Below are 16,761 nucleotides of genomic sequence, written 5' to 3'. Positions count from 1 at the left end.
CCACGCCGGCTTTTCCGAGGATCATGCGATGAGCTCCCCTTCCGAAGCTCCACAGGGAGCGCCCGCCGACGCGTCGGCGCATGGGCGCGCCCATCCCACGGGATCGCGGCTGCATCCCATACTGGTGATGTTGGCGATGATGCTTTTGGCCGTCGCGGCCACCCACCTCCTGCCCGCCGGCAAGTTCCAGCGCCACGGCAAGCTTGTGGAGCCGGGCAGCTACAAGGTCGTGCCCAAGATCGCGGGACCGACCGCCCTGTTCGCCCCGGTTCCCCCGGACGCCAAGGACAAGCCGGCCCGCGCGGCGAGCCTGGTGTCGCTGGCCACCACCATTCCCGGCGGGATGATCAAGGCCGTCGCCCTGATCTTCATGGTGATGTTCGTGGGCGGGATGTTCGCGGTCATGCGGGCCACCGGCGCGATCGACGCGGGGGTCGACCGGCTGCTGCACCTGACCGCCGGCAATCTTTACGTCCTGGTCCCGATCCTGATGATCGTGCTGGCCCTGGGCAGTACGTTCCTAGGCTTCATCTCGGAATATCTGGTGATCATCCCGATCGTGGCGGTGATCGGCCAGCGGATGGGCCTTCCCAATCTCTTCTCGATGGCCGTCGTCGCCGTCGCGGCCAAGATCGGCTACGCCGCCTCGGTCACCAATCCCGTCGCGCTGGCCATCGCCCAGCCCTTGGCCGGCGTGCCGGTGTTCAGCGGCATGTTGGTCCGGTTCGGCGTCTTCGTCCTTTTCCTGAGCCTGGGCATTGGCTTCGTGCTCCTCTACGTGCGCAAGGTCGCGCCCAGCCCTGGCGATCGGATCGTCGCGGCGTTAAGCGCGCCGCGCCTGAGCCCGCGCCAGATCGGCGTGCTGCTGACCCTGCTGGCGGGCAGCGTCGGCCTGATCGTCGGCGCTCGACTCTGGGATTGGGGCAATCCCGAACTCGCGGCCTTCTACGTGGCCATCAGCGCGGCCATCGCCCTGGTGGGCGGTCTGAGGGCTGGGCAGGCTGCGGACGTCTTCGTCGAAGGCATGAAGTCGATGATGCTGGCCTGCCTGCTGGTCGGGCTTGCCGCGTCGGTGGAGATCATCCTGCGCGACAGCCAGGTGCTGGACACCATCATCGCCGGCGCGACCCAACTGGCGCGAGGACACGGCCCGCCGGTCGTGGCCAACGCCCTGATGGCCATCGAGATGGGTCTGGACGTCGTGATCCCCAGCGTCTCGGGCAAGGCCACGCTCAGCATTCCGATCCTAGCGCCGATCGCCCACGCCTCGGGCGTCGGCGGACAGACCTTGGTCGTCGCCTTCCTGCTGGGCAGCGGCCTGATGAACATGGTCACCCCGACCTCCGGGATGCTTTTGGCCTATCTGGCCACAGCCAAGGTCGACTACCTGCAATGGCTGAGGTTCATCGCCCCGCTGATGGCGGTGCTGGTGATATTGGCGATGGTCATCCTGGCTCTGGCGGCGGTGCGGCTGTGAGCGACACCGGCGACGAGGCTTCCGCGCCCTTCCTTGCACCCGACGACGTGCATGTGACGCGCGACGTCATGATCACCATGCGCGATGGCGTCCGATTGGCCACCGACATCTATCGGCCGGCGATCGACGGGCGGCCGATCGATACGCCCTTGCCGGTGCTGCTAGAGCGCACGCCCTACGACAAGCTTGGAACCAATCACGGCGACCGCACCCGCGATGACCCCACCCCACGCTCGAAGCCGGAACTGGCGGTGGACTTCGCGCGCGGCGGCTATGTGGTCGCGCTTCAGGACTGCCGAGGCCGATACGGTTCGGAAGGCGTGTTCGAAAAGTACCTGAACGAAGGTCCGGATGGCGTCGACACCATCGCCTGGCTGGCGAAGCAGCCCTGGTGCGACGGCCGGGTGGCGACCTTGGGTCTTTCCTATGGCGCGCACGTCCAAAGCGCCCTGGCCTGCCTCGCCCCCCCGGCCCTGGCGGCGATGTTCCTCGACTCGGGGGGCTTCTCCAGCGCCTTTCACTCCGGCATCCGCCAGGGCGGGGCCTTCGAGCTGAAGCAGGCGACCTGGGCCTACAAGCACGCCCTGCTGAGCCCCGCCACCAAGGCCGACCCGGCCCGCCGGGCCGCCTTGAAGGCCGAGGACTTGAGGGCCTGGTTCAAGCGGATGCCGTGGTCGGAAGGCCATTCGCCGTTGGCGGCCGCGCCGGAATACGAGAAATACCTTCTGGATCAATGGCGAAGCGGCCTATTCGGCCCTTACTGGGAACAGAACGGCCTCTACGCGGCTGGCGCCTACGACGCCTATGCCGACGTGCCGATGGTTCATATGAGCAGTTGGTATGATCCCTACGCCCTGACCGCGACGCAGAACTATGTCGGCCTCGCCGCGCGCAAGCGCGGTCCCGTCAAGCTGATCCTGGGGCCCTGGACCCATGGACAGAGATCGGTCACGTACGCCGGCGAAGTCGACTTCGGCGCCGAGGCGGCCCTGGACGGCGCGCTGGCCGCCGACTTCGTGACCTTGCGCCTGGCCTGGTTCGACGCCTGGCTAAAGGACGGCGCCGGTCCCGATCCCCTGCCGCCGGTCAAACTGTTCGTCATGGGCGGCGGCACGGGCCGAAAGACGCCCGAGGGCCGGCTGGATCACGGCGGGCGGTGGCTGGACGCCGACGCCTGGCCGCCGACCACCTCGGCGATCACCGACTACTTCCTGCGTATCGACGGCGGGCTGGACCGCGCCGCGCCGCCGGAGGCCGAAGCCTTCCGGGATTATGTCCATGATCCGGCGCGGCCGGCGCCCACCATCGGCGGGGCGACCGCCTCGGGCGCGCCGGTCATGCAGGCCGGCGCCTTCGACCAGCGCGAGCGTCCGGACATGTTTGGCTGCGAAGCGCCCTATCGCCCGCTGGCCGAACGCGACGACGTGCTGGTGTTCCAGACCCCGCCGCTGGCGGAGGCCGTCGAGGTGATCGGCCCGATCCGCGCCGAGCTCTTCATCGGCTCGGATCAACCGGACACCGATTTCCACATCAAGCTGATCGACGTGCACCCGCCCTCGCCCGACTATCCGGAGGGTTTCGCGATGAATCTGACCACCGGGGTGCTGCGCGCGCGCTATCGCGAGGGCTTCGATCACGAAACCCGCTTGGAGCCCGACCAGGTCTATCGGATCACGGTCGAGGCCTTCCCGACCGCCAACCTCTTCGCGACCGGTCACCGCATCCGACTGGACGTGTCGTCCAGCAACTTCCCCCATTTCGACGTCAATCCCAATTCGGGGGAACCCGAAGGCCACGGAACCTCTCCCCGTCCGGCGCGAAATCGGATCTATGTCGATGCGGCGCGGCCGTCACGCCTGCTGCTGCCGATCACACGGCGATAACAGCGTCGAGCCAGGACCCTCCATGAAGCTGAACCTGCGCAGCCTGGAAGCCTTTCGGGAAACCATGCTGAGCGGCTCGGCCACCGCCGCGGCCGCGCGCATGGGCCTGACCCAGCCGGCCGTCAGCCGACTGATCGCCCAGCTGGAGCAGGACGCCGGCTTCGAACTGTTCTACCGGGAGAAGGGACGCCTCAATCCCACGCCCGAGGCCCTGATGATCTATGAGGAGGTCGACCTGGCCTTTGGCGGGTTGGAGCGCGTCGATACGCTGGTTCGCGACATCGCGCAGTTTAACACCGGCCTCTTGAAGATCGTCGCGCCGCCCAGCCTATCGGAAGGGGTGCTTTCGACGATCATGGCGCGCTTCATGGATCGGTTTCCCAAGGTCCGCGTGACCATCGACTCGCGCAGCACCGAGACGGCGCGCACCATGGTCGCCAATCGTACCGCTGATTGTGGCTTCGTGAAGCTGCCCCTGGATCGCGCCGATATCTCCACCGTGGTCCTGTCGACCAGCGAAACCGTCTGCGTCCTGCCTTCCGATCATCCATTGGCCGCCGAGGACGTGTTGACGCCCGAACGGCTGCGGGACGTCCCCCTGGTGCTTCTGGGCTATGGCACCTGGACGCGACGGCAGATCGACGACGCCTTTCGCGAGCGCAACATCCGACCTGAGGTCAAGCTCGAAACGCACACGGTGGGCTCGGCCTGCGCTTTCGCAGCTCAGGGCGTCGGCGTGGCCATCGTCAACGCCCTGATGGCCGATAACTTCGTGCGCGCGGGCATGACGACGCGGGTTTTCCGCCCCCGGATCCTTCACGAATATGCGTTCATGACCTCGGCTCTGGCGCCGATGAACCGCCTGGCCGCCGCGCTGCTGGAAGAGGCCCAGACCTATTTCGGCGCCCAGGCTCATTCCGCGGCCGGCGCTTCAAATGATTCCATTTGAACCGGACAGGCGCTAAATCAAATGTTTAGAGCGTGATAACCGCCTAAACCGCTTACACTTTCGGCTATCACGCTCTAGGTCAGATAGCCGTGGACGATCTTCACCAGGTCCTCGGCGGCTTGTCGGCGCGCGTCATCGGCCGGCGCGTCGGGGTCGACCATGTGCTCGCGGATGTGGTCTTCGATCACCTCGGCGATGAAGCCGTCCAGCGCGCCCCGGCAGGCCGTGGCCTGCTGCAGAACCCTGACGCATTCGGTGTCGCTCTCCACCGCCCGCTCGATGGCCTCAAGCTGGCCGCGCAGCCGCTTGAGCCTGTTCAGAAGCTTGGTCTTCTCCCGCGCGATATGGGTCATTTTTTTCGACTCTCGGACCTTGAACTATACTCCCTAGGGGTATATCGGCGCTCCCACGGACGTCGACCCCAAAAGGTCGTCCGCCGTGGCTGACGCCAATGTCGTCGGTCGTTCGCCAACCAGACCAAGGGATTCCATGAACCCGCGATCTAGCAGCCCGTCCAACGAGGGCGACAGTCCGCGCATCGCGCTGACCGCCGCTATTTCGTTCGGCCGGTTCGCCGCCCGGAATCGAGGCCTGGTCGTCCGTCACGGCGCGCCCCCGCGCCGATAGCCGGCGGCCGACCTCCCGGGCTTGAGCACACCGCAAAAGCCAAGAGGAGGTCGCCATGACCGCCTGCGTCTTCAAATTCGTCGACTTCGCCCACCTCGGCGAAGATATCCTCGCCTTCTTTCCTCACCTGGTCGCGAACGACTCGCCGCCCGCCGATCACGGTCCGCTGACCGCGACCTGGTCCGTTGGCGCCGATGGACGGCCGCGCCGCGCCTGGCGCGTGACGCCCCCCATGGCCCCGCGCTGATCCGCCAAAACGCCAGGAGCCGAGCTTCCGCCGCCCCAACAAGGCGGCGGAGGACGTTTCACGCTGGCGCCGCTGACACCGAGTAACACTGGCCCGACCACGGTCGCCGTGGCCGCGCCTTCGCATGAAAGACCCAAGACCATGATGATCGACACGACCCCGCCGATCCTGGCCGCCCTCGCCATCGTGCTCGCCGCCTCCGCCCCGGCCTTCGCCGAGGACGCGCCGCCGCCGGCCGAGCAAACCCCGGCCGAACAGACGATGGCCGTGCATGGCCAGGCGACGCTGGTCGTCCAGGGGCATGACCGATTCACCTCGCCCTATGCCGGACGCAACAGCCTGTCGGCCAAGGCCATGGGGCGCGAGACCTTCGACATGACGCTCTATCTGGGCGTCCGCCCGTGGAAAGGCGCCGAGATCTGGATCAATCCCGAGATCGACCAGGGCTTTGGCCTCAGCAACACCCTAGGCGTGGCGGGCTTCCCGAGCGGCGAGGCCTACAAGGTCGGCAAGAGCAAGCCCTATCCGAAGCTGCCGCGCGCCTTCATCCGTCAAACCGTCGATCTGGGCGGCGAGCATCAGGCCGTCGAGGCCGATCAAAACCAGCTGGCCGGATCGCAGGCGGCCGATCGCCTGGTGCTGACCGTCGGCAAGTTCAGCGTCGTCGACGTCTTCGACACCAACGCCTACGCCCACGATCCGCGCCGCGACTTCCTGAACTGGGCGATGATCGACGCGGGCGTGTTCGACTACGCCGCCAACGCCTGGGGCTATACCTATGGCGCGGCCGCCGAGCTCTATCAGGGCCGATGGACGCTGCGGGCCGGGGCCTTCGACCTTTCCAGCGAGCCCAACAGCGCCACTCTGGATAAAAAGTTCGACCAGTTCCAGCTGGTCGGCGAAGTCGAGGAGCGTCACAGCTGGCATGGACAGCCCGGCAAGCTGAAGGTCACGACCTTCGTGACGCGGGGCCGCATGGGCCGGTTCGACGACGCTGTCCGCCAAGCCGCCATTACGGGGACGCCGGCCGATATCGAGGCCGTGCGCCGCTACGCCAGCCGCTCGGGTGTCAGCGTCAATCTCGAGCAGCAGGTCGCGACCGGCGTCGGCGTCTTCGCCAAGGGCGGCGTCGCCGGCGGCGCGATCGAGCCCTACGAGTTCGCCGACATCGACCGCACCCTGGCCGCCGGCGTCTCGGTCAACGGCGCGCGCTGGAAGCGGCCCGACGACACCATCGGCCTGGGCGGGGTGGTCAACGCCATCTCCAGCGCTCACCAGCGCTATCTGGACGCCGGCGGAACCGGCATCCTCGTCGGCGACGGCCGCCTGCCCCATCCGGGCGCCGAGCGCATCGTCGAGGCCTATTACGACTGGGCCCTGACTAAGGCCGTGCACGTCAGCCTCGACTACCAGTACGTCCAGAACCCCGCCTATAACCGCGATCGCGGGCCGGCCTCCATCGGCGCCGCCCGCATCCACGCGCAGTTTTAGGCAAGCGCAGTTGTAAGCGAAGCATGGATCGGCCCGCATTCGGGGTCGACCCGGCTTTCTAGTGGGCCCGCGGCCCGCCCAGCAGCCCGGCGTCGTCTGGCGAGGCATGGCCCACCAGACCGACGCTGTCGGCGGGGTGCTCGGGGGTCACGGTCATGCCGACCTTGAAGCTGGCGACCGTCGCCGCGCCGCCGCCCAGGAGGATGAAGACGTCTTCCTTGCCGTCGCCGTCCAGATCGAAGCCGACCCGCGCGCCGGCCACCGGGCCGGTGACGTCGGTGACCTGGTTGGCCGTCGATTCGCCCAGCGTCGCGCCCTGAACCGCCAGAACATCAGGCACGAAGGCGGTATTGACCACGGTCAGGTGACCCTGTCCCAGCGCGGCCAGGTGATCGCCCTTGGCGGCCGAATAGTCCAGGACCACGCCCAGCAGCGTGTCGGCCTTGGTGGTCGGCGCGTTGGCCGAGACCAGGAAGGTGTCGGCGCCGGTCCCGCCCGTCGCCACGACGCGGGCGTTCATGACGATGGTGTCGTTGCCCGGGCCGCCGTCGAGACGGTCGATCTGGCCGGCCTTGGCGCCGCGGCCATCGATATAGTCGTCGCCGGCGCCGCCATGGATGGTCTCGCCCTCGGGCGTCCCGATCAGCACGTCATTGGCCGGCGTGCCGGTCTTGGTCGTGCGCGTGGCGAGGAAGCCCTGGGCGCCGACGCCGTGGGTCGCGGCGAGGAGCTCGGCGTGCGCGACTGGCGGCGGGGCCTCGGCCGGCGCGCCGCCCGCGTGCGCCGGGGCGCTCTTGGTCACCGTCAGCCCCACGCTTTGAGGCGCGGGGGCCTCGATGGCGATGGCGTGAAGCGCCTGCGGCTTGACCGGCGCGGCGGGAACCTCGGCCGGAGCGACGCTCGGCGCGGCCGCGTGGGTCTGGCCGCGCTCGGCCTCGAGATTGAGCGCCGCGACCAGCTTGGCCGCCACGGCCTGCATCATCGGATCGTCGGCGCGCGGCAGATTGTCGAAGTTCAGCCGGCCCGCCCCGCCCACATCGACGCCGCGCATTTCCAGATAGAGGCCGACCGCGACGACCAGCGACAGGAACGACTGAGCCTCGCGGCTGGTGGGATTGAACGAGACCACCACCGCGTTCGGGTCGCTGGGCGCGCCGCCGGACATTACCTGACGCAGCGCGCTCCACAGGCTGCCGACCTGGTGGAACATGTCCAGCGCCGCGTCGTGCACCACGAACTGCCCGTCGATGCGGGCGATGTGGACCAGAACGTCCTGGTTGGCGTCGGTGACGACGTACCAGGGATCGCCAGAGTCGGTCTGGCCAAAGACGCCGTCGACCTCGCCATAGCTGGCCGACAGCTGCTGGGTGAGCAGCATCAGCAGGCCCCGCTCGTTGGGGCTCCAGTCGCCGGCGGGCGACCGGGGGGCGAAGGCTAGGACCCCTCCCATGACGGCGTCAGGCCTGGGCCGCCAGCGGCGCGTCGCCCGCGTCGACGCCGTCCTCGAACAGCAGGCGGTGGAGTTCGGGCTCGTAATAGCGCAGCAAGGTGCGGGCGAAGGGGCCCGGGTCCAGGCCCAGGGTCCGCGCCCAGATCGCCTGGGTCTCGATCGGCACGCGGCCCAGGCCGTTCTCCACCTGCGAGACGAAGGTGTAGTAGCGGAGCCCCATGCGCTCGGCCAGTTCGGCCTGGGTCAGGCCCGCCGCCTCGCGCGCGCTCTTCAGCCACCGCCCCGCCTCGCGGCGAAGGGACTTGGTGAGCGCGGCCTTGGCCGGGTTCATCGCCGTTCGTGACATCGGTAAGCCAGACTCCGCGCCCCGCGTGGGCGCCCGCTAGTTGTTACACATTACATTAAAACGCAACAATCGGTTCTTGAGGTTGAAAGGCCTCTTGCGAACGGAGAAGGACGCAAATACAGTTTTTATGAAACTACCTTTAACGCAGCAACCGGCAAAGCCGGCGCGGCGCGGCCGAGGACCCAGAGCATGTACGTCTCGATCGATCCCGCCCATGCCCTCGCCGCGGCCCCGGACCTGCGCGCCCCGCGCCTGTCGCTGATCATGGTGGTCTACATGACCGGCCCGGCGCTGATGGAAAGCGTCCGCCACGTCCTGGCCGAGCCCGCCGTGGACGAGTTCATCATCGTCGACAACGGTTCGACTCCCGTCGACGCCGCCTGGCTGCGCGAGCTTTCGCGTCGCGAGCCTCGCGTGCGCCTGCTGCGCGGCCTGGGCAATGTCGGCTTCGCCCGCGCCGCCAATCTGGGCGCCGCGGCCGCCAAGGGCGAGGACCTGGTGTTCCTCAATCCCGACGCCTTTCTGACCCCCGGCGCGGTCGCGGCCCTGGTCGACGCCGCCCGCGATCGTCCCTCCCCCTGCGTGGTCGGGGCGCGGGTCTTCAATCTCGACGGAACAGAACAGCGGGGCGCGCGACGGGGCGAGATCACGCCCGTCACGACCCTGCTCAGCCTCTCGAAGCTTAGCGCCACCCTGCCCCCGCTGCGCCGCTTCGAGATCCACCGGGAGGACGAGCCCCCGCCGTCCTACCCGGTGGACACCCCCACGATCTCGGGCGCCTGCTTCTACATGACGGCGCGCGACTTTCATTTGCTGGGCGGCTTCGACGAGGGCTTCTTCCTGCACGTCGAGGACATCGACCTGTGCTGGCGGGCCCGGAAGCATGGCGGAAGCGTGCTGTTCCAGCCCAACGCCCGCATCGTCCATGTCGGCTCGACCAGCCGCGAGAACCCGCTGGTCATCGAGTGGCACAAGGGCAAGGGCCTGGTGCGCTATTTCCTCAAGCGCGCCGACAGCAAGCGGCGCAAGGCCCTGGCCCTGCTGCTGGCGCCGTTGATCCTGGCCGCGGCGATCGCCAGGCCACTGCTGCGCCAGGCCCTGAAGGGACGGATGCGCGCCCGCCCGGCGCCCATCCCCGGCTAGGACACCGCTCAGCGGCGATCTTGACGCTTGCGCCAAATTCGAACAGTCGTAAGAGTTCCCCACGGGTAAAGGGGAATACTAAGTGAGTCCGACCACCGACGCCGCCGCCTCGCACGAAGTAGAAGCGGCCGAAACCGAGGCCGCCACCAAGAATCTGGTCTTCGTCGCCGCCGAGCGCCTGTTCGCGCTGCACGGCTTTCAGAACGTCTCGGTGCGCGACATCACCGCCGCGGCGGGCGTCAACCTGGCCTCGGTGAACTATCATTTCGGCTCCAAGGACGCCCTGCTGTTCGAGATCTTCAAGCGGCGGACGGCCGAGCTCAATCGCGAGCGGGCCAAGATGCTGCACGAGGCCAACGACCGTAACGCCGGCGATCCGCCGCTGCGCGAGATCCTGGCCGCCCTGCTGACCCCGCCCCTGCGCTGGCTGGCGCCGGACCACGAGCGCCGCATCTCGCTGCAGTTCCTGATCCGCGCCCGCAGCGAGGGCACCGACGAGATCCGCAACGTGCTGAAGACCGACGTCTCGCACCTGCGCCGCTTCTCCGACGCCCTGCTCAAGGCCCGCCCGGACCTGTCGCCGGAAGACGTCTACTGGCGGCTGCACTTCACGCTGGGCATGTTGCACAACAACCGCTTCGCCGAGTTCGACCGCCTGAACGTGCTGTCGGAAGGCCAGACCAGCGAGTCGGACGTGATGGCGCTGCTGGGCCGGATGCTGGAATTCGCCGAGGCCGGCTTCCTAGCCTAGGGAAACAGGAACCGCCCCTGGCCGGAGGCGTTCTGGCTTCGGCATGGGACGGCTGCGCATTTTTCACGAGACGCGGTACTATTACGAGCGCCCGGTGCGGTTCGGCCCGCAGCGGCTGCTGATCCGGCCGCGCGACAGTCACGCCCTGCGGATCGTCGAGGCCAGCTTGCGCCTGTTTCCGCCCGGCCAGACCCGCTGGAGCTACGACGCCAACGGCAACTGCGTCTGCCTGTTTCAGCCGACGGGCCAGGCCGACGCCATGCGGGTGGCCAGCGAACTGGTCATCGACCGCTACCCCGCCCCTCTGGCCCCGCAGCGGGTCGAGAACCCAGACACCCTGACCCCGATCGTCTATTCGCGCGAGGACCGCGCGACGCTCGAGCCGTTCATCGCGCCGGTCACCGACGATCCGGACGCGGTGCTGCTGCGCTGGCTGCGCGGCCTGCACGCGCATCGCGACGAGCCGGCCCTGACCTTCCTGCTTCGCGTCAACACGCTGATCCACCAGCAGTTCGAATACCAAGCGCGCGAGGAAGAAGGGGTAAGGAGCCCCGTCGAGACCTTGCAGGCGCGCGGCGGCGCCTGTCGCGACCTGGCCTGGTTGATGGTCGAGGGCCTGCGCCGCCTGGGCTACGCGGCCCTGTTCGCCACCGGCTACATCCACTCGCCCGGCGCGGCGATCCGGGGGGCGGGCGCCACCCATGCCTGGTGCGAGGTGTTCCTGCCCGACCTGGGCTGGCTGGAGTTCGATCCGACGAACGGCCTGGCCGAGTCCTCCGACCTCATTCGGGTCGCCGCCACGCGCACACCCGCCCAGGCCCAGCCGGTGTCGGGCGCGATCCTGGGCGACCCCGGCTCCTCGCGCCTTCACGTCTCCGTGGATGTGCGATTGATCAACGAAACCAGCCCGGCGGCGTGATAAATTAAGGTTAATAGCGTGCGGGAGGAAAAGCCATGACCAGCGGCTTTCAGAACCAGGACCCTATGCGGAACGTCTGCTTTCCCAAGTGCGAGCCCAAGCCTCAGCACGGCCGAAAGCCCGATGAGGCGTGCGTCAAACTGAAGGAAAAGCGCTCCTTCGAACCCAAACCGGGTCACTGAAACCCCTTCGACGCGAAATGATTTCCCCTTGCGCGCAAGGGCTGTCACGCGGGATGTCTATACAGGGTGTGTGGACGTCATTAACCTCGACGTCAGGGGAATGGGGAGCTGGACGAGATGCGACGCGTCGCGCTCGGATGTCTGCTGGCGGGGGCCGGCCTCGCGATCGCGGGGACGACGGCGACGGCCCTGTCGACCCATGCGCCCGAAGAATTCAACCAGACCCTGACCCTGGCCGGCGGTCCCTCCGCATCCGCCCCCGCCGACGATCCCGATGCGCCGATCGCCACCGCCCGCTACGGCGGCGAGCGAACGCGCGCGCCCGAAACCGCCGTGGCCATGGCCGCCCCCGCCCCCGCCCAAACGGCCGCAACGGTCGCCTTGGCCGGCTCGCCCCCCAGCGAGGTCGAGCTGGCCGGCGCGCCCAAGGCGGTCGCGACCATGGCCCTGGCCGACGCCGCCCCACCGAAACCCGAGCCCGCCCGCCGGGTCGCCGCCCCCGTCGCAAGCCGTGTCCTGGCCGAGGCCGCCCCGAGCCCCGCGCCGCGCCCCGTGCTGAGCTTCACGCGCGGCGCCCCGCGTCCCATCCACGGCAAGCCGCTGAAGCTGGAGGTCAGCGACCAGCCCCTGCCCTTCACGCCGATGGGCCTGCGATCGGGCGCCGTCAAACGCCTGACCCTGAGCGCCTCGAACTTCATGTCCAAGGCGGTGACCTCGGCCGAGGACCTGCGCCGGGGTCGCTGGATGCTGTTCGCGGCCAGTTCGGGCAAGGCCTACGGGCTCAGTCTGATCCGCGACACCTTCGGGGGCTGGCGCAACGCCGGCGTCAGCGAGGAAAAGCTGGCCAGCTTCGGCAGCCGCCAGATCGGCGTGGGCTATCGCAAGAACAGCAGCCAGATCTCGCTCAGCGCCACCCAGCGCAAGTTCCGCGGCCTCGACTATTCCGACAAGGACACGGTCGTCGGCGTCTCGGTGTCGGTGCGCGGACGGTAGGGCGGCTCCTGATCCGATCAATCCAATCAGATCGGAAAAAGTTTTTAAATCAAGATCTTAGAGAATTTTTCGACACCACAACCGTTTCGCGCCTGTCGGAAAATGATCTAGGCGAAAGCAGCCCGGAAAACCCGCTCCCCGGGCGCGATGACCTCGACACATCCGGGGACGCCGTCGAGGCGTATCGGAAGGTGTCAACGGGTTTTGACCGAAGCGGGGGCTGGAATGGTGATCACCTACTACGCCGGGGCCTTAGGCCTGCTGTTCCTTGTGCTGTCCGTGCGCGTGATTTTCGCGCGACGCCGCCTTGGCGTCGGCTTCGGCGCCGTTCAAGACAGCGATCTCGAACGCCGCGTCCGCGTCCACGCCAATTTCGCCGAATATGTTCCCCTAACCCTGCTGCTCATCGCCTTGGCGGAGTTTCGCGGCGCGCCGCCAGTCGTCATCCACGTGCTGGGCGGACTGCTTCTGGCGGGCCGGCTGTGTCACGCGGTGGGCGTGTCGCGCCCCGCCACCGATAACCTCGGCCGCATCGTGGGCATGGCCGGAACCCAGACCGCCCTGCTGGGCGCCGCGGTTTTATGCTTGACGCCCAAGCTGGCCTGAGCGGAGAGCCTCATATGATCGGAGAGCTTCTGCTTCGTGTCGCCTACGGCGCCAATGTCGTCATCCTGGCGCCGGTGCTGGCGGGCCTTCTGCTGGCCCGAAATGGCCCGGGCGTGCCGGCCTTGGGCGGCGAGATCGCCGAGTCGCGGGGATTGCGGCTGCTGCTGGTGTCCCTGTGGAGCGCGATCCTGGCGCTGTCGCTGGCGGGTCTCGTCGCGCCCCGCCTCTTCTGGTCGATCCTGCTGCTGCAGATCATCTACAAGAGCCTCTGGCTCGCGCTCTATGTCGCGCCGCTGTGGCGCGCCAAGGGTCCGCGCGCCGCGCCCTGGGGGCCCGCCATCGTTTTCGCCGCGATCGTGGTTCTCTGGCCCGTGGCGCTGGCCATCGCGGCGCGGGACGGCGCGCTCAGCCTTTAGGGCCGGTCTCCGCGACGGCCGGGAACTCCAGCGCGCCGACATAGCCCAGACGCCGGACCCGCGCCTCGAGATCGTCCAGGCGCGGCTTGGACGGTGGCGATCGCGTGTAGAGAAACACTTTCTTGAGCTCGGGATCGGCGGCGATGAACCATTGCCCCTCCGGATCGCGATCCATGACCACGTAGCGCCAGACGATGAACGGCGCGTAGGCGACCCGAAGCCGGCGATTGACGCCGGGGTCCTCGATCCGCCCGCGCCCGGAGATCGCCCGCCGCTTGCCGTCGACGCCGCCCTGACGGCAATCGTCGACCACGTCGACATGGGTCGGTTCCTTCAGCACATAGCGGGTCGTTCCGGCCACGCAGTCCTTGGTCAGCCGCATCGGCGTGCGCCCCACCTCCAACCAGACGCCCGAATAGTGCGAGGCCGGGTCGATCGGCGCGGCTTGCCGGGCCTGGGCGCCCGACGCCAACGCCAGGGCCGAAAATGCGATCAAGAGGCTAGCGCGCATGGTTTCCATCCTTTTTGGACGATACGCTCCTGGGGCGCCGACGGATGTGCGCTTCGCATCACGCGCCTGGACCCCGGCGGCCCGCGGGCGTAAAGCCCGGGCGTGCCCGAGCCTTCGCCAGAGTCTTCCGCCGCCTCGCCGCTCTCGACCCGCCTGGTTTCGGTGGCGGTCGCCAGCGCGCTCTTGATGGAGTTCATCGACTCCACCGCCCTGTCGACGGCCCTGCCGACCCTGGCCCACGCTTTTTCCGTCGATCCTATCCATCTGAAGCTGGCCCTGACCTCCTACATCATGGCCCTGGCGGTCTTCACGCCGGCCAGCGGCTGGGCGGCCGAGCGCTATGGCGCGCGACGGGTGTTCCTGAGCGCCATGGTCGTCTTCCTGCTGGGCTCTGCCCTGTGCGGCCTGTCGCGCGGGCTGGAGGCGCTGGTCGCCTCGCGGATCATCCAGGGGATCGGCGGGGCGATGATGACCCCGGTGGCGCGGCTGATCGTGGTCGGCGCCTCGCCCAAGGAGCGGCTGCTGACCGCCATGGGCTGGTTCACCATGCCCGCCCTGGTCGGCCCGCTGATCGGCCCGCCGATCGCCGGCCTGGTGCTCAGCGTCGCCGACTGGCCCTGGATCTTCTACATCAACCTGCCCGTCGGCGTTCTGGGCATGATCGCCGTCCTGCGCTTCGTGCCCAAAAGCCAGCCCCGACCCGACATCGGCCCCTTCGACACGGCCGGCTTCATCCTGTCGGCCCTGGCGGTCAGCGGCCTGGTCGTGGTCGCCGAGACGGCGGGCGTCAATCTGCTGCCGCCCGCCGCGCAAGCCCTGCTGCTCGCGGTCTCCCTGGCCTGCGGCTGGGCCTATCTGCGGATCTGCGCGCGCACCGGCCGCCCGATCCTGGACCTCACCCTGCTGCGCTACCCGACCTATCGCGCCAGCCTGCTGGGCGGAACGCTGGTGCGCCTAGGCATCGGCGCCACGCCCTTCCTGATGCCGCTGCTGCTGCAGGTCGCCCTGGGCTGGAGTCCCCTGCGGGCCAGTTTCGTCACCATCGCCACCGGCGTCGGGATCCTGATCGCCCGGCCGTTCGGCACGGCGCTGCTAAGGCGCGTGGGCTTCCGCGCCTCGCTGTCGCTGTTCGTGGTCCTGACCGCGATCCTGACCACCGCTCCCGCCTTCTTCCGAAACAGCACGCCGGTCTGGCTGATGATGGCGATCCTGGTGCTGACCGGCTTCTGCCGCTCCAACCAGTTCATCGCCGCCAACACCATCGCCTATGCCGACGTGCCGGAAACCTCGACGGCGGCGGCCTCGACCCTGGCGGCGGTCTCGCAGCAGGTGGGCTTGGCCCTGGGGGTCAGTTTCGGCGGCATGATGCTGCACCTGGCGCGCGGCGCGGGCGGCGCGCTGACGCCGGACCGGTTCGTCATGCCCTTCACGGCGATCGGCCTGGTGACCCTGCTGGCCCTGCCCGTCTATCTGGCCCTGGACAAGGACGCCGGCGCGGCGATCAGCGGGCGGCCCAAGAGGGCCTGAGCCCTCCCCGCCGCCGCCAGGGGATGTCTCGAGCGTGAGGCTGAAAGTGGAAACCGGTTTCAGCTTATCTCACGCTCTAAACATTTGATTTAGAGCCTTTTTGACCCCTGAAATCGATTCCGATTTCAGACTAAGGGCTCTAGGCGCGCGCCGCCGCGATGCGGGCGCGGGCGATCTCGTCGGCGACCAGATTGGCCGGACGCTTCTCGGCGATCGACTGGTCGATGACCTCCGCCAGGGTCTGGGCCAGGCGGTCCAGCTTGGTCGCGACCCAATCGCCGTCGAAGGCGCCGCCCGCTTCCAGCCCGCGGATCTCGGCGGCCACGTTGATGATGCCGCCGCCGTTGATCACGTAGTCGGGGGCGTAGAGCACGCCGCGCTCGAACACCGCCTGGCCGATCGTGGCGTCGGCCAGCTGGTTGTTGGCGGCGCCGGCGATGATCCTGGCCTTCAGGCGCGGCAGGGTCGCGGCCGAGATCGCCCCGCCCAGGGCGCAGGGCGCGAAGACGTCGGCCTCGACGTCGAAGATGGCGTCGGTCGGCACGATCGTCGCCCCGGTCTTGGCCGCGACCGCGTTCAGGGCCGGCTGGTTGACGTCGGCGATGGTCAGGATCGCGCCGGCGGCGTGCAGCTTCTCGGCGAGGTAGCCGCCGACGTGGCCGACGCCCTGGATGGCGACATGGACGCCCTTGAGGTCGCGGCCCAGCGCGCGCTCGACGCACAGGCGCACGCCCCGGAACACGCCCTCGGCGGTGACTGGCGACGGGTCGCCCGAGGCGGCCGCGTGGCCCTCGAGCCCGGCGACGAAGCGGGTGGTCTTGCGGGTGCTTTCCAGGTCGGCCGGCGAGACGCCGACGTCCTCGGCCGTCCAGTACCGACCGCCCAGGCTGTCGACGGCGCGGCCGAAAGCCTCGAACAGCGCCGGCGTCTTCTGGCTGCGGCTATCGCCGATGATCACCGCCTTGCCGCCGCCCAGGTCCAGCTCGGCCATGGCGTTCTTGTACGACATGCCACGCGACAGGCGCAGAGCGTCGGTCAGGGCCGCGCCGGCGCTGGAATAGTCCCACATGCGACAGCCGCCGGCGGCCGGGCCGCGCGCGGTCGAGTGGATCGCGATAATCGACTTCAGACCGGTTTTTTCGTCATAGAACGAATGAACGCCTTCGTGTCCCTCGAAATCGGGGGAATCGAACAAGGTCATGCTGCCGGTCTCGCCTTAGGCCGAATGAATGCGGCGGGGTGT

Annotated in this window: 17 protein-coding genes; 12 read left to right on the top strand and 5 right to left on the bottom strand. The window is 68.5% G+C overall.

The window, feature by feature from the left end; translation table 11 throughout:
• Positions 1–28: 28 nt before the first annotated feature.
• From OR37_RS08840 to OR37_RS08830, 3 genes are read left to right on the top strand one after another with little or no spacing between them, the layout of a single operon-like run.
• A complete protein-coding gene (locus OR37_RS08840) occupies positions 29–1,477 on the top strand; it encodes a YfcC family protein (RefSeq protein ID WP_004618365.1) in 1,449 nt (482 codons plus the stop codon).
• Positions 1,474–3,360, top strand: a complete 1,887-nt coding sequence (locus OR37_RS08835) for a CocE/NonD family hydrolase (RefSeq protein ID WP_004618363.1) — start codon at positions 1,474–1,476, stop codon at positions 3,358–3,360. Before OR37_RS08840 ends, OR37_RS08835 begins: the two co-directional genes overlap by 4 nt.
• A 22-nt stretch (positions 3,361–3,382) precedes the next feature.
• Positions 3,383–4,309, top strand: a complete 927-nt coding sequence (locus OR37_RS08830) for a LysR family transcriptional regulator (protein ID WP_004618361.1) — start codon at positions 3,383–3,385, stop codon at positions 4,307–4,309.
• 74 nt (positions 4,310–4,383) lie between these two features.
• Here OR37_RS08830 and OR37_RS08825 read toward each other — a convergent pair whose 3' ends face one another.
• A complete protein-coding gene (locus tag OR37_RS08825) occupies positions 4,384–4,662 on the bottom strand; it encodes a metal/formaldehyde-sensitive transcriptional repressor (protein ID WP_004618359.1) in 279 nt (92 codons plus the stop codon).
• 329 nt (positions 4,663–4,991) lie between these two features.
• Between OR37_RS08825 and OR37_RS08820 the strand changes: the two genes are divergently transcribed.
• Both OR37_RS08820 and OR37_RS08815 read left to right on the top strand, forming a co-directional pair.
• Complete coding sequence (locus OR37_RS08820) at positions 4,992–5,183, top strand: hypothetical protein (RefSeq protein ID WP_004618357.1); 192 nt, start codon at positions 4,992–4,994, stop codon at positions 5,181–5,183.
• A gap of 141 nt (positions 5,184–5,324) precedes the next feature.
• Positions 5,325–6,674 (top strand): carbohydrate porin, encoded by a 1,350-nt coding sequence (locus OR37_RS08815; RefSeq protein ID WP_004618355.1) that lies wholly within the window; start codon positions 5,325–5,327, stop codon positions 6,672–6,674.
• A gap of 58 nt (positions 6,675–6,732) precedes the next feature.
• On the opposite strand, the gene OR37_RS08810 is transcribed toward OR37_RS08815, so the two are convergent.
• Both OR37_RS08810 and OR37_RS08805 read right to left on the bottom strand, forming a co-directional pair.
• Positions 6,733–8,124 (bottom strand): calcium-binding protein, encoded by a 1,392-nt coding sequence (locus OR37_RS08810; protein WP_004618353.1) that lies wholly within the window; start codon positions 8,122–8,124, stop codon positions 6,733–6,735.
• A 7-nt stretch (positions 8,125–8,131) separates the two neighbouring features.
• Positions 8,132–8,470: a helix-turn-helix domain-containing protein gene (locus OR37_RS08805; protein ID WP_004618351.1), complete on the bottom strand. Its 339-nt coding sequence runs from the start codon at positions 8,468–8,470 to the stop codon at positions 8,132–8,134.
• A gap of 189 nt (positions 8,471–8,659) precedes the next feature.
• Here OR37_RS08805 and OR37_RS08800 point away from each other — a divergent pair, with 189 nt between their 5' ends.
• From OR37_RS08800 to OR37_RS08775, 6 genes are all read left to right on the top strand, one after another.
• Positions 8,660–9,613, top strand: a complete 954-nt coding sequence (locus OR37_RS08800; RefSeq protein WP_004618350.1) for a glycosyltransferase family 2 protein — start codon at positions 8,660–8,662, stop codon at positions 9,611–9,613.
• Positions 9,614–9,695: 82 nt separating this feature from the next.
• Positions 9,696–10,364 (top strand): TetR/AcrR family transcriptional regulator, encoded by a 669-nt coding sequence (locus tag OR37_RS08795; protein ID WP_004618348.1) that lies wholly within the window; start codon positions 9,696–9,698, stop codon positions 10,362–10,364.
• 43 nt (positions 10,365–10,407) lie between these two features.
• Positions 10,408–11,283 carry a transglutaminase family protein gene (locus OR37_RS08790; protein ID WP_004618346.1) on the top strand — a complete coding sequence of 292 codons (876 nt, stop codon included), beginning with the start codon at positions 10,408–10,410 and terminating at the stop codon, positions 11,281–11,283.
• Positions 11,284–11,582: 299 nt separating this feature from the next.
• Entirely contained in the window at positions 11,583–12,458 is an 876-nt protein-coding gene (locus tag OR37_RS08785) for a hypothetical protein (protein WP_004618342.1), read from the top strand.
• A gap of 225 nt (positions 12,459–12,683) precedes the next feature.
• Positions 12,684–13,064: an MAPEG family protein gene (locus OR37_RS08780; protein ID WP_004618340.1), complete on the top strand. Its 381-nt coding sequence runs from the start codon at positions 12,684–12,686 to the stop codon at positions 13,062–13,064.
• Positions 13,065–13,078: 14 nt separating this feature from the next.
• Complete coding sequence (locus OR37_RS08775; protein WP_004618338.1) at positions 13,079–13,480, top strand: hypothetical protein; 402 nt, start codon at positions 13,079–13,081, stop codon at positions 13,478–13,480.
• Here the strand turns inward: OR37_RS08775 and OR37_RS08770 are convergent.
• Entirely contained in the window at positions 13,470–13,991 is a 522-nt protein-coding gene (locus OR37_RS08770) for a lipocalin family protein (RefSeq protein ID WP_004618336.1), read from the bottom strand. The two genes, OR37_RS08775 and OR37_RS08770, sit on opposite strands and share 11 nt — an antisense overlap.
• 102 nt (positions 13,992–14,093) lie before the next feature.
• Between OR37_RS08770 and OR37_RS08765 the strand changes: the two genes are divergently transcribed.
• Positions 14,094–15,518 (top strand): MFS transporter, encoded by a 1,425-nt coding sequence (locus OR37_RS08765; protein WP_035017125.1) that lies wholly within the window; start codon positions 14,094–14,096, stop codon positions 15,516–15,518.
• A 139-nt stretch (positions 15,519–15,657) separates the two neighbouring features.
• On the opposite strand, the gene OR37_RS08760 is transcribed toward OR37_RS08765, so the two are convergent.
• Complete coding sequence (locus tag OR37_RS08760) at positions 15,658–16,719, bottom strand: Leu/Phe/Val dehydrogenase (protein ID WP_004618332.1); 1,062 nt, start codon at positions 16,717–16,719, stop codon at positions 15,658–15,660.
• Between the last annotated feature and the right edge of the window lie 42 nt (positions 16,720–16,761).

Source organism: Caulobacter vibrioides OR37 (genome assembly GCF_000372645.1).
Classification (GTDB): Bacteria; Pseudomonadota; Alphaproteobacteria; order Caulobacterales; family Caulobacteraceae; genus Caulobacter; species Caulobacter vibrioides_E.
The sequence above is the reverse complement of the archived record's forward strand: the minus strand, read 5'-3'. Positions and strand labels throughout refer to the sequence as shown.

What these genes read in the sequence shown, in the direction of transcription:
- OR37_RS08840 (WP_004618365.1), top strand. Translation starts at nt 29, where the DNA reads ATGAGCTCCCCTTCCGAAGCTCCACAGGGAGCGCCCGCCGACGCGTCG.
- OR37_RS08830 (WP_004618361.1), top strand. Translation starts at nt 3,383, where the DNA reads ATGAAGCTGAACCTGCGCAGCCTGGAAGCCTTTCGGGAAACCATGCTG.
- OR37_RS08825 (WP_004618359.1), bottom strand. Translation starts at nt 4,662, where the DNA reads ATGACCCATATCGCGCGGGAGAAGACCAAGCTTCTGAACAGGCTCAAG.
- OR37_RS08820 (WP_004618357.1), top strand. Translation starts at nt 4,992, where the DNA reads ATGACCGCCTGCGTCTTCAAATTCGTCGACTTCGCCCACCTCGGCGAA.
- OR37_RS08815 (WP_004618355.1), top strand. Translation starts at nt 5,325, where the DNA reads ATGATGATCGACACGACCCCGCCGATCCTGGCCGCCCTCGCCATCGTG.
- OR37_RS08810 (WP_004618353.1), bottom strand. Translation starts at nt 8,124, where the DNA reads ATGGGAGGGGTCCTAGCCTTCGCCCCCCGGTCGCCCGCCGGCGACTGG.
- OR37_RS08805 (WP_004618351.1), bottom strand. Translation starts at nt 8,470, where the DNA reads ATGTCACGAACGGCGATGAACCCGGCCAAGGCCGCGCTCACCAAGTCC.
- OR37_RS08800 (WP_004618350.1), top strand. Translation starts at nt 8,660, where the DNA reads ATGTACGTCTCGATCGATCCCGCCCATGCCCTCGCCGCGGCCCCGGAC.
- OR37_RS08790 (WP_004618346.1), top strand. Translation starts at nt 10,408, where the DNA reads ATGGGACGGCTGCGCATTTTTCACGAGACGCGGTACTATTACGAGCGC.
- OR37_RS08785 (WP_004618342.1), top strand. Translation starts at nt 11,583, where the DNA reads ATGCGACGCGTCGCGCTCGGATGTCTGCTGGCGGGGGCCGGCCTCGCG.
- OR37_RS08780 (WP_004618340.1), top strand. Translation starts at nt 12,684, where the DNA reads ATGGTGATCACCTACTACGCCGGGGCCTTAGGCCTGCTGTTCCTTGTG.
- OR37_RS08775 (WP_004618338.1), top strand. Translation starts at nt 13,079, where the DNA reads ATGATCGGAGAGCTTCTGCTTCGTGTCGCCTACGGCGCCAATGTCGTC.
- OR37_RS08770 (WP_004618336.1), bottom strand. Translation starts at nt 13,991, where the DNA reads ATGCGCGCTAGCCTCTTGATCGCATTTTCGGCCCTGGCGTTGGCGTCG.
- OR37_RS08760 (WP_004618332.1), bottom strand. Translation starts at nt 16,719, where the DNA reads ATGACCTTGTTCGATTCCCCCGATTTCGAGGGACACGAAGGCGTTCAT.